Annotated in this window: 17 protein-coding genes; 9 read left to right on the top strand and 8 right to left on the bottom strand. The window is 43.6% G+C overall.

What is annotated here, in order from left to right; genetic code table 11:
- Positions 1-126: 126 nt before the first annotated feature.
- Complete coding sequence (locus ACED53_RS20210; protein WP_009845487.1) at positions 127-720, bottom strand: OmpA family protein; 594 nt, start codon at positions 718-720, stop codon at positions 127-129.
- A gap of 270 nt (positions 721-990) precedes the next feature.
- Between ACED53_RS20210 and ACED53_RS20205 the strand changes: the two genes are divergently transcribed.
- The 6 genes from ACED53_RS20205 (at position 991) to ACED53_RS20180 (ending at position 6,560) form a co-directional block, all read left to right on the top strand.
- Complete coding sequence (locus ACED53_RS20205) at positions 991-1,617, top strand: thiol:disulfide interchange protein DsbA/DsbL (RefSeq protein WP_017101784.1); 627 nt, start codon at positions 991-993, stop codon at positions 1,615-1,617.
- Between the two features lie 42 nt (positions 1,618-1,659).
- The gene (locus ACED53_RS20200) at positions 1,660-2,133 is read left to right on the top strand and encodes an FKBP-type peptidyl-prolyl cis-trans isomerase (RefSeq protein ID WP_017101783.1); all 474 of its coding nucleotides are present in this window, start codon (positions 1,660-1,662) and stop codon (positions 2,131-2,133) included.
- A gap of 178 nt (positions 2,134-2,311) precedes the next feature.
- Entirely contained in the window at positions 2,312-2,902 is a 591-nt protein-coding gene (locus ACED53_RS20195) for a TetR/AcrR family transcriptional regulator (protein WP_009845490.1), read from the top strand.
- 137 nt (positions 2,903-3,039) lie between these two features.
- Positions 3,040-4,071 (top strand): NADP-dependent oxidoreductase, encoded by a 1,032-nt coding sequence (locus ACED53_RS20190; protein ID WP_017101782.1) that lies wholly within the window; start codon positions 3,040-3,042, stop codon positions 4,069-4,071.
- Between the two features lie 34 nt (positions 4,072-4,105).
- Positions 4,106-4,726 (top strand): glutathione S-transferase family protein, encoded by a 621-nt coding sequence (locus tag ACED53_RS20185; RefSeq protein ID WP_009845492.1) that lies wholly within the window; start codon positions 4,106-4,108, stop codon positions 4,724-4,726.
- A 151-nt stretch (positions 4,727-4,877) separates the two neighbouring features.
- Positions 4,878-6,560: an RluA family pseudouridine synthase gene (locus tag ACED53_RS20180; RefSeq protein WP_032499436.1), complete on the top strand. Its 1,683-nt coding sequence runs from the start codon at positions 4,878-4,880 to the stop codon at positions 6,558-6,560.
- 80 nt (positions 6,561-6,640) lie between these two features.
- Here the strand turns inward: ACED53_RS20180 and ACED53_RS20175 are convergent, their stop codons facing one another.
- Positions 6,641-7,021 carry a DoxX family protein gene (locus ACED53_RS20175; RefSeq protein ID WP_009845495.1) on the bottom strand — a complete coding sequence of 127 codons (381 nt, stop codon included), beginning with the start codon at positions 7,019-7,021 and terminating at the stop codon, positions 6,641-6,643.
- A 116-nt stretch (positions 7,022-7,137) separates the two neighbouring features.
- Between ACED53_RS20175 and ACED53_RS20170 the strand changes: the two genes are divergently transcribed.
- Positions 7,138-8,034, top strand: a complete 897-nt coding sequence (locus ACED53_RS20170) for a LysR family transcriptional regulator (RefSeq protein ID WP_017101780.1) — start codon at positions 7,138-7,140, stop codon at positions 8,032-8,034.
- A gap of 51 nt (positions 8,035-8,085) precedes the next feature.
- On the opposite strand, the gene ACED53_RS20165 is transcribed toward ACED53_RS20170, so the two are convergent.
- From ACED53_RS20165 to ACED53_RS20155, 3 genes are all read right to left on the bottom strand, one after another.
- Positions 8,086-8,379 carry a YkgJ family cysteine cluster protein gene (locus ACED53_RS20165; protein ID WP_017101779.1) on the bottom strand — a complete coding sequence of 98 codons (294 nt, stop codon included), beginning with the start codon at positions 8,377-8,379 and terminating at the stop codon, positions 8,086-8,088.
- Between the two features lie 197 nt (positions 8,380-8,576).
- Entirely contained in the window at positions 8,577-9,761 is a 1,185-nt protein-coding gene (locus tag ACED53_RS20160; RefSeq protein WP_017097507.1) for a D-alanyl-D-alanine carboxypeptidase family protein, read from the bottom strand.
- A gap of 178 nt (positions 9,762-9,939) precedes the next feature.
- On the bottom strand, positions 9,940-10,524 hold the full coding sequence (locus ACED53_RS20155; protein WP_009845499.1) for a DUF4136 domain-containing protein: 585 nt from the start codon (positions 10,522-10,524) through the stop codon (positions 9,940-9,942).
- 268 nt (positions 10,525-10,792) lie between these two features.
- Between ACED53_RS20155 and ACED53_RS20150 the strand changes: the two genes are divergently transcribed.
- Entirely contained in the window at positions 10,793-11,047 is a 255-nt protein-coding gene (locus tag ACED53_RS20150; protein ID WP_009845500.1) for a YgjV family protein, read from the top strand.
- 90 nt (positions 11,048-11,137) lie between these two features.
- Here ACED53_RS20150 and ACED53_RS20145 read toward each other — a convergent pair whose 3' ends face one another.
- Together ACED53_RS20145 and ACED53_RS20140 are read right to left on the bottom strand one after the other, a co-directional pair.
- Positions 11,138-12,601 (bottom strand): sensor domain-containing diguanylate cyclase, encoded by a 1,464-nt coding sequence (locus tag ACED53_RS20145; RefSeq protein ID WP_029225589.1) that lies wholly within the window; start codon positions 12,599-12,601, stop codon positions 11,138-11,140.
- A gap of 292 nt (positions 12,602-12,893) precedes the next feature.
- Complete coding sequence (locus ACED53_RS20140; protein ID WP_017101777.1) at positions 12,894-16,052, bottom strand: chitinase C-terminal domain-containing protein; 3,159 nt, start codon at positions 16,050-16,052, stop codon at positions 12,894-12,896.
- A 450-nt stretch (positions 16,053-16,502) separates the two neighbouring features.
- On the opposite strand from ACED53_RS20140, the gene ACED53_RS20135 reads away from it, so the two are divergent.
- Positions 16,503-18,089 carry a BCCT family transporter gene (locus ACED53_RS20135; RefSeq protein ID WP_009845503.1) on the top strand — a complete coding sequence of 529 codons (1,587 nt, stop codon included), beginning with the start codon at positions 16,503-16,505 and terminating at the stop codon, positions 18,087-18,089.
- 143 nt (positions 18,090-18,232) lie between these two features.
- Here the strand turns inward: ACED53_RS20135 and ACED53_RS20130 are convergent, their stop codons facing one another.
- Entirely contained in the window at positions 18,233-18,595 is a 363-nt protein-coding gene (locus ACED53_RS20130; protein WP_017101776.1) for a RidA family protein, read from the bottom strand.
- Positions 18,596-18,888 lie beyond the last annotated feature (293 nt).

The following is an 18,888-nucleotide window of genomic DNA, read 5'->3' as shown; positions in this document are numbered from 1 at the left end:
AACCATCTGTAGGATCGTTCAACTGATCAGGAAAATGCTTAAATGATCAGTGTTATCTTCATGAGGGATTTTTTTATGTCTGTAATCGATACGCTCTTTCGATTCAAAGAATCAAGCTTCTCGCATCTATTTCGCCACAATCAGCATCAACTCTACACGGCGGTTACAGGCTTTACCTTGTGCTGAAGCGTTGTTACACGCGGGAACGTACTCACCGAAACCGCGGGTGTAAATAGCACGACTCGAAACATAGTTACTTTCTAAGCGAGCTTTCACTTCTTTTGCGCGCTGTTCAGAGAGCGGATCATTAACACGATCACTGCCTGTATTATCCGTGTGTCCTTCAATGACGACATCAATGTCTTGGCGTCGAGAAAGATAACTGCCTAACGTGTCCAACCAATTGTTGTAAGCGGGTTCAGGAGATGTCGAACCTGTTTTAAAGTTCACATGCTGCACAAGCTTTACCATCACATGGTTGCCAGGTAAAACTTCAAAATCGATACGGTTTTGTCTTAAAAAGACTTCCAGTGGATCATTGGTCGAAACACCACGTCCGTAGTTAGTGGTAATAGTTCCTTGCTGATGAGTGGTTTGAACCACCCCCCATTCAGGGTACATAATGTCATAATCAGTTTTCGGTGCAGTTTGTAACATATCCTCACCGAATAACCCTGTTGGTAACGTAGTTTCGCACCCAGCCAAAGCTATGCTTAACATTATCGCTAAATATCTCATTACTTCACCAACCACTTATGCAGATAAACCATTCACTAATGTCTATATCGGCACTGAGAGAAAAACTTTAGACAAAAACTTTATACGAAAAAAAGCACGTCCAAAAAAAGTGTTTTTGATCACAGTTCACCGTCAACTCGCCTGTCATCGCCCGCTCGTTTCAACTGTTTGCATTTATTTACCTTATAATTGTTTTCCAATTCGTACTAAATAGTTAGAATCTCACGACTTCTCAACGCTAGAGCAAACATTATGTTTAAACCATTTACTAAATTCATCACAGCACTTGCTGCCGCACTGATTATCGCGGGTTGTAGTGAAACAGACGAGCCACAGAAAGGCGTTCAATACGAAGCGCTGCCTACTGCTCTAACTGAATTTAACCTGTCTCCGATCACTGAAATCTTCTCTCTAAACTGTGGTCACTGTCGTCAAATGGAAAATGCAATTCCAAAGATTGAGTCGCTAACAGACCAAACTATTGGCAAGATGCACGTAACGTTCAATGAAAGTGCTCAAATCAGCGCAATGATCTACTACACGGCAGTGATGCAACTTGACGCGACCCCTGACCACGCGTTCATGGACGACCTATTTGCTGCCGTTCAAATGGGTGCAGATGCAACGCCAGAACAACGTCAACAAGCTCTGGAGACTGCTTTCACTTCTCGCGGTCTGGTTAGCCCATACCAACTGAACAAAGAACAGCAAGTTGCTCTATTTGACTACGTAAAGAAAGCTGAAGAGATCTCGGTTAAAGGTCAAATCAACTCAGTACCAACATTTATCATCAACGGTAAATACCAAGTACTGACAGCAGGTCACCAAGATGTTCAAGGTATCGCAAAAACGATCAACTACCTTTTGACTCAGCCTTAACGGCTTTTCTCTATAAAAAATCAACAATAAATAGGTTTTACTATGTCTAAATTTATCATCCCGGTCATTGTCTTTATTTTGGCTGGCTTCATGATCTACCGCACTTGGATGAACCATAAATCTGGCGAAGAAAATATCGAACAAGGCCAACAATTCCTTATCGAAAACGGCGCTAGAGAAGGGGTTGTTACGACTGAAAGTGGTCTTCAATACCTAGTTCTTGAAGAAGGTACTGGTACAGAGCACCCAACTAAGAACAGCAAAGTAACGGTTCATTACCACGGTACACTTATCGACGGCACTGTTTTCGACAGCTCTGTTGATCGTGGTGAGCCAATCTCATTTGCTCTTAAACAAGTGATAAAAGGCTGGCAAGAAGGTTTGACTTACATGGTCGAAGGCCAAAAAGTTCGCCTGTTTATCCCAAGCCAATTGGCTTACGGTAAAGGTGGTTCAGGCCCTATCCCACCATCAGCAACTTTGATTTTTGATGTTGAGTTAATCTCTATCAAATAATTGAAGAGACTGATTTAAGCCCTAACATACGAGCTATATTGGGGCTTTTTTATATGTGAACGTTTGAATAATTGAATAATTGAATAATTGAATAATTGAAGCCACTTTTGTAACGACGGAATATACCTCAAAAAGCCGAAGACTAGACGACTGGTCTAATTTAACTTATAGTAAGCCCATGAACGATAAAACGAACGACACACGCCTGCATGTTTTAGATGTTGGCTACCAATTAATAGTGAACAACGGCTTTAACGGCGTTGGCTTATCGCAATTGCTTAAAGAAGCGGATGTTCCAAAAGGATCGTTTTACCACTACTTTAAATCTAAAGAGCAATTTGGCGAGGCTCTGATCCAGCACTATTTTGAGACCTACATCAGCAGAGTTGAAACTATTTTGGTTCATGGTGAAGGCAACCATTACCAGAGAATTATCAGTTATTTCACTCGATGGTCACAGATTGAAAACGGTACTTGTAACGCTCATAAATGCTTAGTCGTTAAGCTCAGCGCCGAAGTTTCTGATCTTTCTGATCCTATGCGCCAAGCGCTATTGAAAGGTGCTGAGAAAGTGACGCATACCATCGAGCAGTGCATTGTCGGTGGTATTGATGATGGCTCGATAAAGGTTGAAGAGAGCCAAGAAACCGCTCAAAATCTATATTCTATGTGGTTAGGCGCAAGCTTATTAAGCAAACTAAGCCAGAGTTCACGTAGCTTAGAATCAGCTTTAAACCTAACCCAACAGATTTTAAAAGGTAAAAACTAACCACGTACTGTGTTTAGTCTTTACTAACGACAGATAACCCGCCCTCTTATCATTTGATGACGGCGGGATTTTTAGACAACAAGACTAGACGACTGGTCTAATTCTAAATAAACATAATATAAAATTAAGGATACCCAATGACTCAACAAGACAACCGCCGCATCGTATTGGCTTCTCGCCCAGTAGGCGCACCGACTCAAGATAACTTCCGTTTGGAGACAGTAGCCGCACCAACAATTAAAGACGGCGAGATGTTACTTCGCTCAGTTTACCTTTCTCTAGACCCGTACATGCGTGGCCGAATGAGCGATGCTAAATCTTACGCAGACCCTGTTGCGATTGATGAAGTGATGGTCGGTGCAACCGTGTGTCAGGTTGAAGAGTCAAACAATAGCGATTTTGAAGTTGGCGAATGGGTACTGGCTTACACAGGTTGGCAAGATCTTGGAGTGTCTAACGGTGAAGGATTAATCAAACTAGGCAAAGAGCCAACACACCCTTCTTACGCACTGGGCATCATGGGTATGCCAGGCTTTACTGCGTACATGGGCTTACTTGATATCGGCCAACCTAAAGAAGGCGACACTCTAGTCGTTGCGGCTGCAACAGGTGCAGTAGGCGCAACCGTTGGCCAAATCGGAAAATTAAAAGGCTGTCGTGTCATTGGCGTTGCTGGTGGTCAAGAGAAATGTCAGTACGCGAAAGAAGTGCTTGGTTTTGATGAATGTATCGACCACAAAGCCGACGACTTCTCGGAGCAACTAGCTAAAGCATGTAGCAACGGCATCGACGTTTATTTTGAAAACGTTGGCGGCAAGGTGTTCGATGCGGTAATGCCGTTGCTTAACACTGGTGCTCGCATTCCTGTTTGTGGCCTTATTTCACAATACAATGCGACATCACTTCCTGAAGGCCCAGATCGCATGTCTAGCCTTATGGGCACTCTTTTGGTCAAGCGTATTAAGATGCAAGGTTTCATTATCTTTGATGATTACGCACACCGTTACAATGAGTTTGCTGTTCAAATGACAGAATGGTTGTCTCAAGGCAAGATGCATTACCGTGAGCACCTAGTTGAAGGCCTAGACGAGGCGCCACAAGCATTCATGGGTCTATTGGAAGGCCAAAACTTCGGTAAGCTTGTTATCAAAACAAACGAAGCTAAATAAATTCAAAAACTGAACCAGTTAACTAGGTAAAATCATGATTACTTTGCATCACCTAAACAAATCTCGCTCAAAACGAATCATCTGGCTACTGGAAGAGCTTGGTGTTGATTATCAAATCAAACCATACCAACGAGACAGTGTAACGTTTCTAGCGCCACCAGAATTGAAGGCCGTTCATCCTCTTGGTAAATCTCCGGTTATTGAAGACGATGGCGTCGTGATCAGCGAATCTGGTGCTATCACCGAGTACCTAATCGACAAATACGGTCAAGGTAAGTTCGCACCAGTGCGCGGCACCGCTGACTACGTGGAATACTCACAGTGGCTTCACTTCGCTGAAAGCTCTGGTATTCTGCCAATGCTACTTAAAATCTTTGTGATGAAAGACGGTTGCGAGACTAATTTCCTTGGCGGCTACGCTGATGATGAAAACCAAAAGATCCTAACCTTTGTCAACGAAGCGCTTGAAGGTAAAACTTACCTTGTTGCTGATACTCTGACGGGTGCCGATTTCATGATGTCGTTCATCGTAGAAATCGTGGGTAACTTCGGTGCCACTGCGCTCTACCCTAACATTGCTAAATACGGTGATCTTTTAACGAGCCACCCTGCTTACCAAAAAGCCGAGCAACTAGAGCTAGAACACTCGAACTGATCGAGTTTCAATCAAGCTCGGACGCGCTTCGGATAAGCACAAGCAACTAAATGAAGCCAAAGCCGATTTATCTTTCGCTTTGGCTTCTCATTTACCTTCATTTCGACAACAATACCGAACTCTAACTGAACAGCCATAGAGTTTGATCTTCATGTCAGCAAACCTTGCTCAATACACACCACTGCACCTAAAAAACGACAATACGAATGTAGACTTACCGCTACCGACTCGTTTTACGTTTCCGTACTACTACACACCACATCCAACGTGTGAGTTTGCCATGCAGCAACTTCAGCAGTCGTTACTCGACTGCGGTGTGAATGAAACATCGCAAGGCAACCTCTACGCCGTGCTTCTTGTTCAGAACCCAACTACACAAGAGCTAGGTTACCTTTCTGCGTTTTCAGGTTTGCAGTTATATCCGTCTTTGGCCTCTCAGTTAAACAACATTAACTTTGTTCCATCAGCCTTCGATTCAGAACAGTTTCAATCTCACAACAGTGCAAACCTTGCTCGCCAATCGCAACTAGCGGATGACATTGAAAAACTACAACAGTCGCACAACCTAGACGCATTATTGGCTGAATTTGAAGAGTTAAAAATCGAATCAGCACAAGCTATCGAAGCCTTTCAATTAGCCATGGCAGCAAACAAATCTCAGCGTAACGAACTCAGAGAACAAGCCAATCAAGAAAAGGCATTGGGGAATCTAGAGTCAGCAGCGAATTTGCTCAAACAACTGGGCAATCAAAGCAGCCAAGAGAAACGCGACTTAAAAGCACTTAGAATCGAGTGGAAACAAAAGATCGCAGAACGCCAGTCGCAAGTTGATGCTATCGAAAGCGAACTCACGAGCCGCAAGCAAGAGTACCAAGCGATCTCAGCCGAATTAGAAGCGCAACGGTTGTCTCATTATCGCTTTAACAACCAAGCTCTCGAATCAAAGAACCTGCTTGAATTGTTAGATGGCAAAGACGCTCTTGAAGGCTCTGGCGACTGCTGCCTACCTAAGCTGCTTAATTTTGCTTTTGAACACGGCTTTCAGCCATTAGCATTGTCTGAGTTTTGGTGGGGATTGCCTCCAACGGCTGTCATTCGCCAGCACGCAAACCTGTACCCGGTTTGCCAAAGTAAAAGCTTCGAGATCCTCGACCACCAGCTAAACGGCATCGAATTAGAAGAGAACCCGCTTATCGTGAACCCTGCGGTTGGTAAGTCGTTTGATATTGTCTATGAAGATGACGAGATCGTGGTGGTGAATAAACCCGAGGAGTTCTTGTCGGTTCCTGGTAAGTTTATCGAAGACTCTGTTTATACCCGTATTAAAGCGCGTTATCCCGATGCAACAGGCCCTTTGATTATCCATCGATTGGACATGTCGACGTCAGGCTTATTGATCTTGGCGCTGACCGCAGAGTCCAATAAACACATCCAGAAGCAGTTCATTGATAGAACCGTAGAGAAACGATATACAGCTCTGTTAGATGGTGAAATCGACGGCAAATCTGGCGATATCAGCTTGCCCTTGCGCGGCGACATAACAGACAGACCAAGACAATTGGTTTGCCATGAACATGGACGTAATGCTGAAACTCATTGGGAAGCGGTCAGCACCAACAATGGCAAAACCAAGGTTCACTTGTACCCTAAAACAGGACGAACCCACCAGCTGCGCGTACACTGTGCTCACCCGTCAGGCCTTGGTGTACCGATTCGTGGTGACGACTTATACGGATACAAACGTGATCGTTTACACCTTCACGCTGGCTACTTAAAACTGATTCACCCAACAACCGGTGAATGGCTCGAGTTTGAAGTGCCTTCTGAGTTCTAAACCGTTTCCATTTGGTAGGGCTTCGTGCCCTACTCTTATTTCCTTTGCCTCTCATAGCTATCGCTACATGTCGAATAAACTTAGTACGATGCAATGACCAAGAAGCCAGAACCCAACAGAGTAACCATCGCGGGAATACCATCCTTCCACGTATCGAATCTCAAATGAAAGTAAATCGCCCCTAGTGAAGTACTCGCTAATATCAAACCTCCCATCAGTTGCGTATGTTCAGGTGCTAAACCAACCAAAGCACAGAGCAACAATACAGCTCCAGTAAACTCAACCATGCCAACTAGAAACATGATGACGCGATTTAATCCATAGCTTTTAAAAAAGCCAAGCTGGATTTCAAACACTTTCTTTTGCCAAGCAATTGTCTTGATTGAACTCGCCAATAAAAAGAACACCACTAGTAATACACTCACTACTGTACTCATGTTGCCACCTTTCTTAAGAATCATTAACGTAGTGGAATCATTTAACCATTCATAAATGGAACGATAAATGCTAGTTTTATGATAGTCAGGATTCCAATTTGGAATGATTGGGTTTAGGTACAAGATATAGGACAACTAGAATGGATAAAATTGAGTGTATTCGTATCTTCGTGGAAACTGCGCAGCTGAACAGTTTTACTGCTACTGCCAATAAACTCGACGTGACACAAAGTGCCGTAAGTAAAAAGATTGCGTGGTTAGAAAGTGATTTAGGAATGACGCTGTTTCAGCGAAACAGTCGCAAAATATCCCTAACCCATGCAGGCAAAGACTACCTGACTTATTGCTCCCGTTTACTCGAAGAGATGTCTACCATAGAAAGTAGGCTCAAGCGTGAAACAGAATCCGTGGAAGGTGAGCTTAAGATATCTGCGCCAAGTGCTTTTTCATCGATGTTACTCAGTGAGCCGCTTCAAGCTTTCATTGAACAGCACCCAGGTATCCGCATTAACCTCAGCATCGATGACCGCATCGTCAACCTTAATGAACACAATATTGATGTTGCCATCCGCGCGTCACAACTCAAAGACTCAGGGCTAAAAGCACGCTTCTTGTTTAACAACAAAGTTCACTACTTCGCATCACCAGATTATCTAGAAAAACAAGGGATTCCTCTGTATCCACAAGATTTGAGCGAACACCAATGCTTAACCTACTCCCTGATGAGCCCTACGAATGAATGGCGTTTTACCGACAAGAGCGACAAAACTAATACCATTAAAGTAAATCAAATATTCACTTCAGATAGCCCAGATATGCTACTTAAAATGGCTCGACAAGGTTTAGGTATTGTTGCTTTACCGGATTGGATGGGCAAAGAGTATGTTGAGAAAGGAGAACTAAAAAGGTTATTGGAAGATTGGAGTAATAACCAGCTACCAATGTACGTGGTGTATCATGCGAGCGATTATTTGCCCCAAAGAATCCGAGTGTTTATCGATTTTCTTGCGAAGTATTTGAGCGCAAGGAATAGTTAAAGCTCTAAGAACAGTTAGAGCTCAACTAACATCGATAGCTAAGATAAAGTCTTAACCCATTACATCCTTGCGCTGATCAACACATTCAAAAGAGGCCATTTCGAATTCACGACAGATCCAAGGTCGGTTTTCGTAAATAGTACACATCAGTGTTTCTCTATCTACAGCAGAACACCAACCGTCGTCGAGTCGCAACATCGTTTCGCCGCCCCATTCATCATAAGCGATATGCTCTTCAGGTACGCCTGTATCTGTGATGATCATAACCTCTAAACGGCAACAGCATGCCTGACAATTAGCACATGTTACTTCGGGGTCGGTTACGTTCTTTATCTCAATCGTCATAAGTGACTACGCTGCTAAATTTTGCGTATAGTAATCGAAACCGACCGCTACGGCTAATAAAGATAGTGCGGCGCAGTGTTTTGATTGATGTAGAAATAAAAATAGGCGCTGTGATTTACTCACAACGCCCATACTATTTATGGTTTTCCATCGCGACTTGTCGCCACTATCTCGCTTTACAACAGACTAGCCTCGATTTAGAACAGACTAGCAAAAAATAGCTTTACGTAGTCCATCAAGCGTTTGAACAAGCCAGCCTGCTCTACCGCTTCCAACGCGATCAAAGGTTGAGTTTGAACATCTTCACCATCAACGGTGTAATGAACAACGCCTAAGGTTTGGCCTTCTGAAATCGGGGCTTTCAGTTCAGATATTAGTTCAATCGATGCCGTTAACTTTTTGCTGTCTGACTTAGGCAGCGTAATAAACGTATCTTCTGCAACGCCTAGCTTCAACGTATCTTGAGCACCAAACCACACCTTCTCTTCAGCGACTTGGTCACCGCCTTGATGAGGGTTTAGCGTATCGAAGAAACGAAAACCATAGCTCAACAATTGTTTGCTGTCTGACTCACGACTCTTAACGCTTGATGCGCCCATCACAACCGCAATAAGTCTCATCTCACCTTGTGTCGCCGAACTCGCTAAACTGTAGCCGGCACCAGAGGTGTAGCCTGTTTTCATGCCATCGACCGTCAAGCTTCTATCACGTAATAAGCCATTGCGGTTGTGTTGTGTAATCTTGTTGTAGCTAAACGAGCGTTCGCTGTATAAACCATACACATCCGGTAAATCGCGAATAATCGCACGGCCTAATAGAGCGATATCATAAGGCGTTGAATAGAGATCGTCCGCATCTAAACCATGTGCATTCGCAAAATGGGTATTTTCCAGTTTTAGCGAAGCTGCCCAAGAGTTCATCAAGTCAACAAATGCATCTTGTGAGCCAGCAACATGTTCTGCAATCGCAACACTCGCATCGTTCCCTGATTGAATAATCAAGCCACGGTAAAGATCCATCATCGCGACATCAGTGTTCACTTCGATGAACATTTTTGAAGAATCAGGGAAGTTTTTCGCCCATGCGTTTTCGCTAATTCGCACCTGATCATCCGCAGAGATGTTACCTCGTTTCATCTCTTGTCCAGCCACATAACTGGTCATAAGCTTGGTTAAACTCGCTGGGTTCAACTTAGTGTGTGCGTTTTTTTCTACCAGCACATCACCAGAGTTAAAATCAATTAACACATACCCTTTTGCGCCTAGGCTAGGTGGGCTTGGTACTATAGAAGGTGCCGCGACAGCAGTATTTGCTACGATCGCTGCGTTACTTACAATGAACATACTTAATAGAGGGAGAGAGTATTTTGAGAACCGTTTCATTGAATTAAACCTAAGTTAACGTTTTGTTCAGTATAGACAAATGCTAGCAAAAGAAGCGCGAACTTTACGTTGCTTTACGTATTTGTACGGTTCGTTACAAATAAAAAAGTATAATCTGCGACCTGTCCGTTTTTTACACAAAAACGATTGACTCAATGAATGCATTCAACACTTCGCTTTACCTCTCGGGCATACGTCTAAATAACATTTCAACAAAGCCCATAACCCGCTGTTTGCTTTCGCTCGGCTCTAAATCAGGTTGGATACCAGACTGCGCCAGTGCTTGCCACTGTATAACTTCCGAATTAGGAACAAAAAAAGCAATATACAAAGATCCTTTCTCGCTTACCTTTCCATCATCACTATAAAATGGCACACCTGTAGATAGCTGAATCGCATCAAAGATCGATTCATCGTTCAGTTCAGATTCTTCAGCTAATCCAAAACCCACTACGACATCACCAGCCCCGGATTTCAACTGATAACCTTTCAATGAAAGTTGTTCTTTAATCGCTTCGCGTACAAGATCAGTGACGACCGTCTTGTCATATTTTTCAGAAAGGTACACTTGCTCTGATTCGGGATGCCATGAGTACGTGACTACCCCATGCTTCATGAAATCAAAGTCACCACTGGTCACCACGCCATAATTGTGAGTTGGAGTCGTTTCATTGGTTGTACACGCTGTCAGTCCAATCGCTATCAAAGCCAACAACGCGACTTTATTTACGCCTTTTGTTGCACATATGAATCGTTTTATCATTCGCGGCTTCCTTTCCTATACAAGAATAATTATCAATTTGACCTTCAACATAAACAGTAATTATATTAATAGAAAGATCATTAAACGTTTGCGTAATCGCTAACCTTCACTTCTACTCATTTTGGGGGTTTAACCACAGAAATAGACTCGGTATAGTAAACTTAGTTAAACATAACCAAACCATTCGGGGCACGGAGCTTCCTCAATCATCTCATGAAGAGAAGAATTGGTACCGATAAAGCATCGGCAAATTTAAGAGGGTCACACAATGGAATTCAATATGGTTGAAATTTTAGGTTACGCGGCATCTATTATGGTCGCAATTTCATTAACAATGAAAGATATCGTGCGTCTGCGTGTCCTTAACTTTGTTGGCTGTACTCTATTCACAGCATACGGCGTTATGATTGATGCATGGCCAGTGGTTGCAACCAACGGTTTCATCGCTTGTGTGAACATCTACTTCCTTGCAAAAATGCAAAAGGAAAAAAAAAATGAAGCGATGAAAGCAGCAAAAGCTTAGATTAACGGCTAGCACTTTCAAACAATTCTAAAAAAGCCCAAATAGAACGTTCTATTTGGGCTTTTTCATGCTCATCAGTTTTAGAAAACTTCAATTACAGACAATACGATATTGACTCTCTCTGTACACCTGTGTGTTATTGCGTCCATTCTTTTTCGCTTGATAAAGTGCTTTGTCAGCTTGGTCTATCGTGCCTTCTATGTGGAACAGTGCATTTGCATAGCGACACCCAACACTGACCGTTACAGGTAACACTAACCCCTCAATTTTTTCGACGCTACGCCTAAGCTCTTCCGACAACTCGTACAATTGATATTCATTGCAATCAAAAGTCACAAAGATAAATTCCTCACCGCCATAGCGAGCAATTAGACGATTTTCATTTGCAAATTGCTTCAATACTTTTGCAACGGCACAGATCACTCTATCGCCTTCATTATGCCCGTGTAGATCGTTTACCGATTTAAAATGGTCAATATCTAGAAGAATGATACCAACACCTTTTAACGGATAAGGCGAACACTCTAAAATTCTCATCTTAACCTGAGAAATAAAGTCCCGCCGATTACTCAACCCCGTAAGATAATCTAAGCTAGCTACATCTAAGATCTTTAAATGACGGTGCCGCAGGTAAAGCACCAAAACGGCGATGATGCTAAGCAAACTTATGATTAAGGTCATCAAGCTCACCAGCAATAAACTGTGGTTCTTATTGAGCTCTTGCTCCAAAACTCCAGCAGAAATGATCCAATTCAGATATGGGTAGAACTTATAGAAAATGTTTTTGTTTGTCGTACCGTTGTCATCTGAAATTGAGTAACTAAAATGCCCTTCAGGCTCAGCAACGACCTTATCGATGAGCAACTCTGATGAATAACCAATTAAGGCTTTCAAGTGTTCGTGTTCAAAATTGGGTCGGAGGACTAGCTCGCCTTGCAAATCAACAATATATACATAACCACTATCGCCATATGAATACTTTCTTAGTTTATCTTTAAGCGCTTCGAGATCGATCAAGTACATGAGTTCATCTTTATAAGTGGTCGCCACCAATGTATTACCACTCGGTAGCCTCACTGAATACGCGACCTTCGCACGCTTGCCGACTTCATGTGGATTAGCATGAGAATACTGAGTCATTCCAGACTTTGAGGTCAGTTGCGTTTGAATATGGGTTAAATGCGCGCGATTTTGCCCTTGTAAAAACGGATGATACAGGTGGACACCTTGTGGTGACATCAAATAGATATAACCTGACTCTCCAATCACCAATTCGTTAGCAATTCGGATGACTTCTTTAACTTCTTGTTCTGGAGTGACACCTAGTGTGTGAGAAGCGACAGTATCAGTCACACCTTTGAGATAGGTTTTAATAGCTTCGTTAACGGTAGTATCTACGATGTCGTAGCTTGCGTTTACAATAGTACGGAAGAAGAATTGATTAGACTCTAAAAGTGATTCTTTGGTTCGGTTAAATTGAATAGCAGAGAGGACCAAAGATACGAGGGCCAACACGATGGAAAAGTTGAGGATATACTTACGTCTTACTTTCAAAATCACCTCATAGCTTTTAAATTTTAGGTAACGCTATTGTTTTTATAAGTAGATTGTTTTATATCACATTTATCGATTTTACTGAACGATAGTCGATATTAATAGCGCTCTTCATGTGCAATCTGTGACTTATAGCAAAAACGCCGAACTGGATTCAGTTCGGCGTTTTGATTTTACGTTTAAATTGATAACTTAATTTATACTAAAGCCCTGATAAATCGACTTAAAAGCATTCGCATTTATTACCTATTACTACGCTCTATTGTCTATAAATACATTGCTTAGCATTAAATTAAGAGCACACTTTGGTCCAACTGCCGTCACTTCCCGGCTCGGCACTTGTCCACCAGTTTGCTTGGTAAACACTACCGTTATGAACCACTTGGTCGCCCGTGTTTGCGTGGCTTGGGTTACCCGCCCAATCTTTCTGAGGTAAGTCGGGATATACAGCTAAACCCGCAGTATCGCATGTACCTGGGTTGGTACCGCCATCACCAGGATTACCGCCACCAGTACTGATATCACCCAGTGGTAGATCCGGCTGCTCAAAGCTAAATGCATAATCGACACTATTCACATTCACTGTATAGTTTGCAGGGCCAGAAATTGGCAAGTAATAAACCATATCGAGTTCATACACACCACCAGCAGGAAGCTCTTTCCATGCAGGTAATGTAAACGCTACTCTGTGCATCGGACCATCTAGACCACCAATATTATTGGCACGAGTGTGACCAGAAGCAATCACAGACAAACCACCGCCCGATTGATCTTTTGCGTTATCAGGTGCAGACACTGGGATATCGAACTGGAACTCAGTACCACCAGGAAGCGCTTGACCTGTATTGTTTGTAAACGTGATCTTAGGGTTAATTGGATAGTTTTGATCACCGACTTTGAAGCCACCTACAGAAACAGTAATATCTAATGCTTCCGTTGGGATAGCACCCGTTGCAACCTTGTTTCCATATGGAGTAGCTGACTTAAACTTATCGTAGATAGCTTTCGTCATAGTGTTACCCATATGGAACTCACCGTTTCCGCTATTACACGCCTGTTCGGTTGTATCGATTGAAGTTCGGTTACCGTTCGCATCGAGTACGTAACAGTTGTAATCCCCTGCTAGTTCCCAGAACATGATGCCACCGATTTCTTTGTCGATAACGTAATCGGCTTTCACATCGATAGAATCTTTATCTTCCGTTGAAAGGAATACGCCCTTCTCTGCGTTCCACAACCAAGGAGCAACAGCCACGCTGTCATAGTTACGCGTGTAAGTCCCCATTAGAACATCTGAAGGATCGTTAACAGGATCAAGCTTGTAAGCTGCTGCATAAGAACCCCAAATGCCTTTCTCTAAGTTCTTCGCATGCCACATTGGGTTTGAACCTGCACCCATTTCGTTGCCTTTCGGATCAGTATCGTGCCACATGTTATCGATACCAATTGCGCCATGGCCACAGTTGTTCTTCTCGCCTTCACCAGTACCTGCTGAACATTCAGCTTGGTTTGGCAGTGCTGCTCGGCCCCAAAGACCATTCTCACCACCAGTTACACCTTGCCAACCACGTGTGTAGTAAGGCACACCGATGTTAATACGACCTGCTGGCATAGAACCACGGAAGTAGTGGTAGGCCCAATCCGTATTCAGGTAACCGATACCGCCGTAAGCCGCTGTGCCGTATACGTTCCACTGTGCTAACTCTGAATCTTTACCTGTATCAAACAACGCAGCGTTATGGCCTACGTGATCGTTCCACGCACCGTGAAGGTCATAAGACATGATATTTACGTAATCGAGATATTTGGTTACATCGAATGTTTCCATACCACGCAGTAGGTAACCCGAAGAAGGCGCCGCGATCGTTAACATGTAGTGATTGCCATCTTGCGCAGAGGCTGCATCAAGCTTCTCACGCAACACTTTCATCAACACTTGGTAAGAAGCCCATAGGTATTGACGACGTGGTTCCATAAAGTCTTTATCGTACGGATTACCTGCGCCCGCCATTGACGTCGGGTATTCGTAATCGATATCTAGACCATCGAACTGGTATTTACGAAGCATTTCAACCGCTGAAGTTGCGAATGTTTCGATACCTTGATGGTTAATAGAACCGTCAGCATTGGTCGTCATGGTATAGAAACCACCATCAGCCACTCGGCTACCATCAGTGGCGAAGTGGCCACCGGTCTCCGCCCAACCACCGATTGAGATTAAAGTCTTAACATCGTGTTTTTTCTTCGCTGTCGCTAATGCACCGAAGTGACCTTTGAAGCCTAATGCTGGGTCAACTTCCACGCCCGGCCACTCTTTACCAACCGCTGCGTTGTTCGGATCGTTCACATCACCCACGTTTACTTTGCCATCTGAGCCGATGCTCACGAAAGCGTAGTTAATGTGTGTGAGTTGTTCCCAAGGAATGTCATTTACTAGGTAAGCAGCTTGTGGGTCATCCCCTGCACGCCAGCTGGTGAAGTAACCAATGACACGACGTGGGTGATCCGCGCCCATTTTCTCACGGCCTTCATCATCGTAAATCGTACAATAAGGAACATCGACACCTTGAGTTTGATACAAGCCATCAGGTCGACAAGTGCTCACCGTTGGTACGCCATTCACCGTCAAAGAAGCCAGCGCTGAATCTGTCGTTGCGCCTTGATTGTCAGTCGCTTTTGCGTAAACCGCTAAAGAACCCGCTTGAGTGGTTGTGTAGTTAAGCGTGTATGGGCTTGTCGCAGCCGTTCCGACTAAAGAACCTGCCACATAAAAATCGACCTTATCAACCGTACCATCGCTGTCTGTTGCCGTTGCGGTAAGCGTTACCACACCACCAACATCAACCGAAGATGCAGAAAGCGCAACCGATACTGTCGGCGCTTCATTTCCAGGTGTAACTGAATCGACAGAAATAGAGACCGCGCTCGCTAAGCTAGCCGCGCCTTCATTGTCTGTAGCAACAACCGAAACCTGATGGCTACCAGACGTTGCAGCCCAAGCTGCTTCGAAAGGTGCAGCTGTTACAACCGCAACTGAAGTTCCATCAATGAAGAATTCAACCGAGGTAACACTGCCGTCAGAATCTAGCGCCGTTGCACTCAACACCACGTTATCGCCTTCAGTGATTATGTCAGAGGCTGATGGAGTCGTTAACGAAGCCGTTGGCACTTCATTGGGCGTACCACCACCGCTACACACATCAACCTTCTTCCATTGTGCATGGTCACCTTCGAATTGGTTTGGGTTGTTATTTTGATTCCAATAATTGGCTTTGTAAGCACTACCGTCATGTGAAACTTGATCGCCGCCGGTGTAAACCGTGGCAGGATCCCACGCTTCTAACGTTGAGCAATCCACAGCCGCATAGCTATTGAAAGCCATTAAGCATGACGCAGTGAGAGTACTGAGTGTAAAAACCTTTTTGGCCACTCGTCCTTGATTTAGGTGCATGTTTGCAGTCCCTTAAGTTGTTGTTTTAAGATATTTAAAGTAAATGACACTTTTTTTGCCACTTAAATTCCTTCGCAAAACAACTGTAGGTAACAGTGCCAATTAAACACCTAAAATATTCCTTATTTATAAAATGACTCGCATTAATTTGTTTATAGCATGCAATGACTCGACACTTATTTTGCACCAACAACTAATATTAATTTATTTCGCAAAGCTAAAAAAATAGTGTCTCAAAATTTAGAAATATGATTTAGATTCGATGAGAATTCGTATCAAAACTAACCAAAAAGTAGGGAATTAGGGGCGATTTGAGATTATTTTATGAAATCGCCCACTTTTGGATAACAAATATGTTAGTATCAGCGGCTTTTTTGACGAGCCTCACATTTTTATCCGAATGTGGGAGAAATACATAGGCTTGAAAGAGCCAAATATAGCGAAGAAATAATGTCCAACTTGACGCAAGTCGCCAACGAAAACATCAACGCAGAATCTACTTCTATCGATTTCAATAGAGCTCAATCTTTGGGTGAAAAACTGGAACTCGGAAACCCAGTCTTTTGGCTGAGTGGCAGTTTCCTGACCCTCTTTGTCATCCTTGCTTTCACCAACACCTCCGTATTGTCCGAACTTGTCAACATCGGCTTTAGTTACTCAACTAAATGGTTCGGTGCTTTCTGGCAAGTCCTACTACTACTCAATTTCATTATCGGTTTAGTGCTTGCACTAAGTCGCACAGGCCATGTTCGTTTAGGGAAGCTTGCCCTACCAGAAATGACCACGTTTAAATGGATGTCTATCGTCCTATGTACACTCCTTGCGGGTGGTGGCGTGTTCTGGGCAGCTGCAGAGCCAATTGCTCACTTTGTTTCAGCTCCACCGCTGTATGGCAATGCAGACCCTCAAGCGATGGCATTCAATGCACTATCACAATCTTTCATGCACTGGGGTTTCCTTGCATGGGCTATCTTAGGTGGTCTCTCTTCGATTGTGCTTATGTACTTGCACTACGAAAAAGGCCTTCCTCTTAAGCCACGCACCCTGCTTTACCCAGTACTGGGCGACAAGGCAATCAACAGTTGGATTGGTAACGTCGTTGATGCGTGCAGCATTGTGGCAGTAGCCGCAGGTACAATCGGCCCTATCGGCTTCCTTGGCCTACAGATCAGCTATGCGTTGAGCGAGCTGTTTGGAATTTCTGACAGCTTTGCTACCCAAAGTGTCGTTATTCTATTCGCTATTGCAATGTATACGCTGTCGGCATTAAGTGGTCTAAGTAAAGGCATCCAACTGGTAAGCCGTTACAACATCATCTTATCGGTGTGCCTAATCGTTTACATTCTCCTTGTTGGCCCAACCAGCTTTATCATTGATGGTTACCTACAAGGCATCGGTGAAATGGTCGACAACTTTATCCCAATGGCGCTATACCGCCAAGATACTGCGTGGCTAGGTGGCTGGACTGTATTCTTCTGGGGTTGGTTCTTAGGTTATGGCCCAATGATGGCGATCTTCATTGCTCGTATCTCACGTGGCCGAACTATTCGCCAAATGATCGTTTCTATCAGCATCGTTGCACCGCTTGTGACTTGTTTTTGGTTCAGCATTGTTGGTGGTAGTGGCTTAGCGTTTGAATTAGAGAACCCAGGCGTAATATCTAGCGCATTCGAAGGTTTCAACCTTCCAGCTGTACTACTAGCTATTACTTCGCAACTACCGTTCCCAACTCTGATTGCAATCCTGTTCCTTATCCTGACGACCACGTTCATCGTGACCACAGGTGACTCAATGACCTACACCATCAGTGTAGTAATGACTGGCACAACAGAACCTAACTCAGCAGTTAGAACATTCTGGGGCGTCATTATGGGGGCAGTGGCTATCGCGCTTATCTCAATGGGCTCTGGCGGCATCTCAGCTCTGCAGTCGTTCATTGTGATCACTGCCGTTCCTGTTTCGTTTATCTTGCTGCCATGTCTATGGCATGCACCGAAGATCGCGAAGCAGATGGCAAGAGATCAAGGTCTCGCTTAATACCTAATCCGATTTAGTTTCGGATAGCGTAGAACACTAAAAAGCCACTCAAGTGATTCACCTGAGTGGCTTTTTTTATCTGTTCGCTGTCGACTTTATTAATAGTTATGTCTACTAGCGCTTGTATCTACCGAGATTTCGGCTTATTGAAACTTTTCACCAGCAGCAACCATGAATGACATCTCAACCAATAGTTCAGGGTTAGCGAGTTCTGCTTTCACGCACGCACGGCTTGGCGCGCAGCCTTCAGGGAACCACTCTTCCCACACTTCATTGAGTGCATCAAAGTTAGCGAAATCCGTTAGGTAAATAGTCACTGACAATACACGAGATTTATCGCTGTCTACCAAACTCATCATTTCTTCAGCTTGTTCGAAGATTTGCTGAACCTGATTCTTAATTCCTGCCGTTGTATCCGTCTCTGGTACTTCAACAAAGCTTGCAATACCGTTAAACACAGTCACATCAGACCAACGCTTGGTCGGATTAATTCTATGAATTTTCACAGGTTATACTCTTCTTATAATTAGGGTGCACATCAGCGTAATCTAATCCAAATTCCTAACATTGAAAACAAAAATTAGAAAGCTCGTAGTACCTGCTAAACAGCACTATCGCCAACCTATGACTTTGGTGTTCAACATCACTAGCCTACGCATTAATATCAAAACAATAAATCACCATCTATTGAGTCTCTAGATAAATATATTAAGTATTACTCTCAACGCGAAATTTAATCTGAACTCGGCTTTGTTGCGTAATTAAATTTAAAGATAGAACAACCCCGTTTCGCGTATTT

Origin of the sequence: Vibrio sp. 1F169 (assembly GCF_041439605.1) — a bacterium.
GTDB lineage: Bacteria > Pseudomonadota > Gammaproteobacteria > Enterobacterales > Vibrionaceae > Vibrio > Vibrio tasmaniensis_A.
This window is presented reverse-complemented; position numbering and strand designations above follow the sequence as displayed.

Excerpts from the sequence above, each read along its gene's own strand:
- ACED53_RS20155 (WP_009845499.1), bottom strand. The coding sequence starts at position 10,524 with ATGATAAAACGATTCATATGTGCAACAAAAGGCGTAAATAAAGTCGCG.
- ACED53_RS20175 (WP_009845495.1), bottom strand. The coding sequence starts at position 7,021 with ATGATTCTTAAGAAAGGTGGCAACATGAGTACAGTAGTGAGTGTATTA.
- ACED53_RS20140 (WP_017101777.1), bottom strand. The coding sequence starts at position 16,052 with ATGCACCTAAATCAAGGACGAGTGGCCAAAAAGGTTTTTACACTCAGT.
- ACED53_RS20135 (WP_009845503.1), top strand. The coding sequence starts at position 16,503 with ATGTCCAACTTGACGCAAGTCGCCAACGAAAACATCAACGCAGAATCT.
- ACED53_RS20170 (WP_017101780.1), top strand. The coding sequence starts at position 7,138 with ATGGATAAAATTGAGTGTATTCGTATCTTCGTGGAAACTGCGCAGCTG.
- ACED53_RS20195 (WP_009845490.1), top strand. The coding sequence starts at position 2,312 with ATGAACGATAAAACGAACGACACACGCCTGCATGTTTTAGATGTTGGC.
- ACED53_RS20150 (WP_009845500.1), top strand. The coding sequence starts at position 10,793 with ATGGAATTCAATATGGTTGAAATTTTAGGTTACGCGGCATCTATTATG.
- ACED53_RS20160 (WP_017097507.1), bottom strand. The coding sequence starts at position 9,761 with ATGAAACGGTTCTCAAAATACTCTCTCCCTCTATTAAGTATGTTCATT.
- ACED53_RS20205 (WP_017101784.1), top strand. The coding sequence starts at position 991 with ATGTTTAAACCATTTACTAAATTCATCACAGCACTTGCTGCCGCACTG.
- ACED53_RS20180 (WP_032499436.1), top strand. The coding sequence starts at position 4,878 with ATGTCAGCAAACCTTGCTCAATACACACCACTGCACCTAAAAAACGAC.
- ACED53_RS20210 (WP_009845487.1), bottom strand. The coding sequence starts at position 720 with ATGTTAAGCATAGCTTTGGCTGGGTGCGAAACTACGTTACCAACAGGG.
- ACED53_RS20200 (WP_017101783.1), top strand. The coding sequence starts at position 1,660 with ATGTCTAAATTTATCATCCCGGTCATTGTCTTTATTTTGGCTGGCTTC.
- ACED53_RS20165 (WP_017101779.1), bottom strand. The coding sequence starts at position 8,379 with ATGACGATTGAGATAAAGAACGTAACCGACCCCGAAGTAACATGTGCT.
- ACED53_RS20185 (WP_009845492.1), top strand. The coding sequence starts at position 4,106 with ATGATTACTTTGCATCACCTAAACAAATCTCGCTCAAAACGAATCATC.
- ACED53_RS20190 (WP_017101782.1), top strand. The coding sequence starts at position 3,040 with ATGACTCAACAAGACAACCGCCGCATCGTATTGGCTTCTCGCCCAGTA.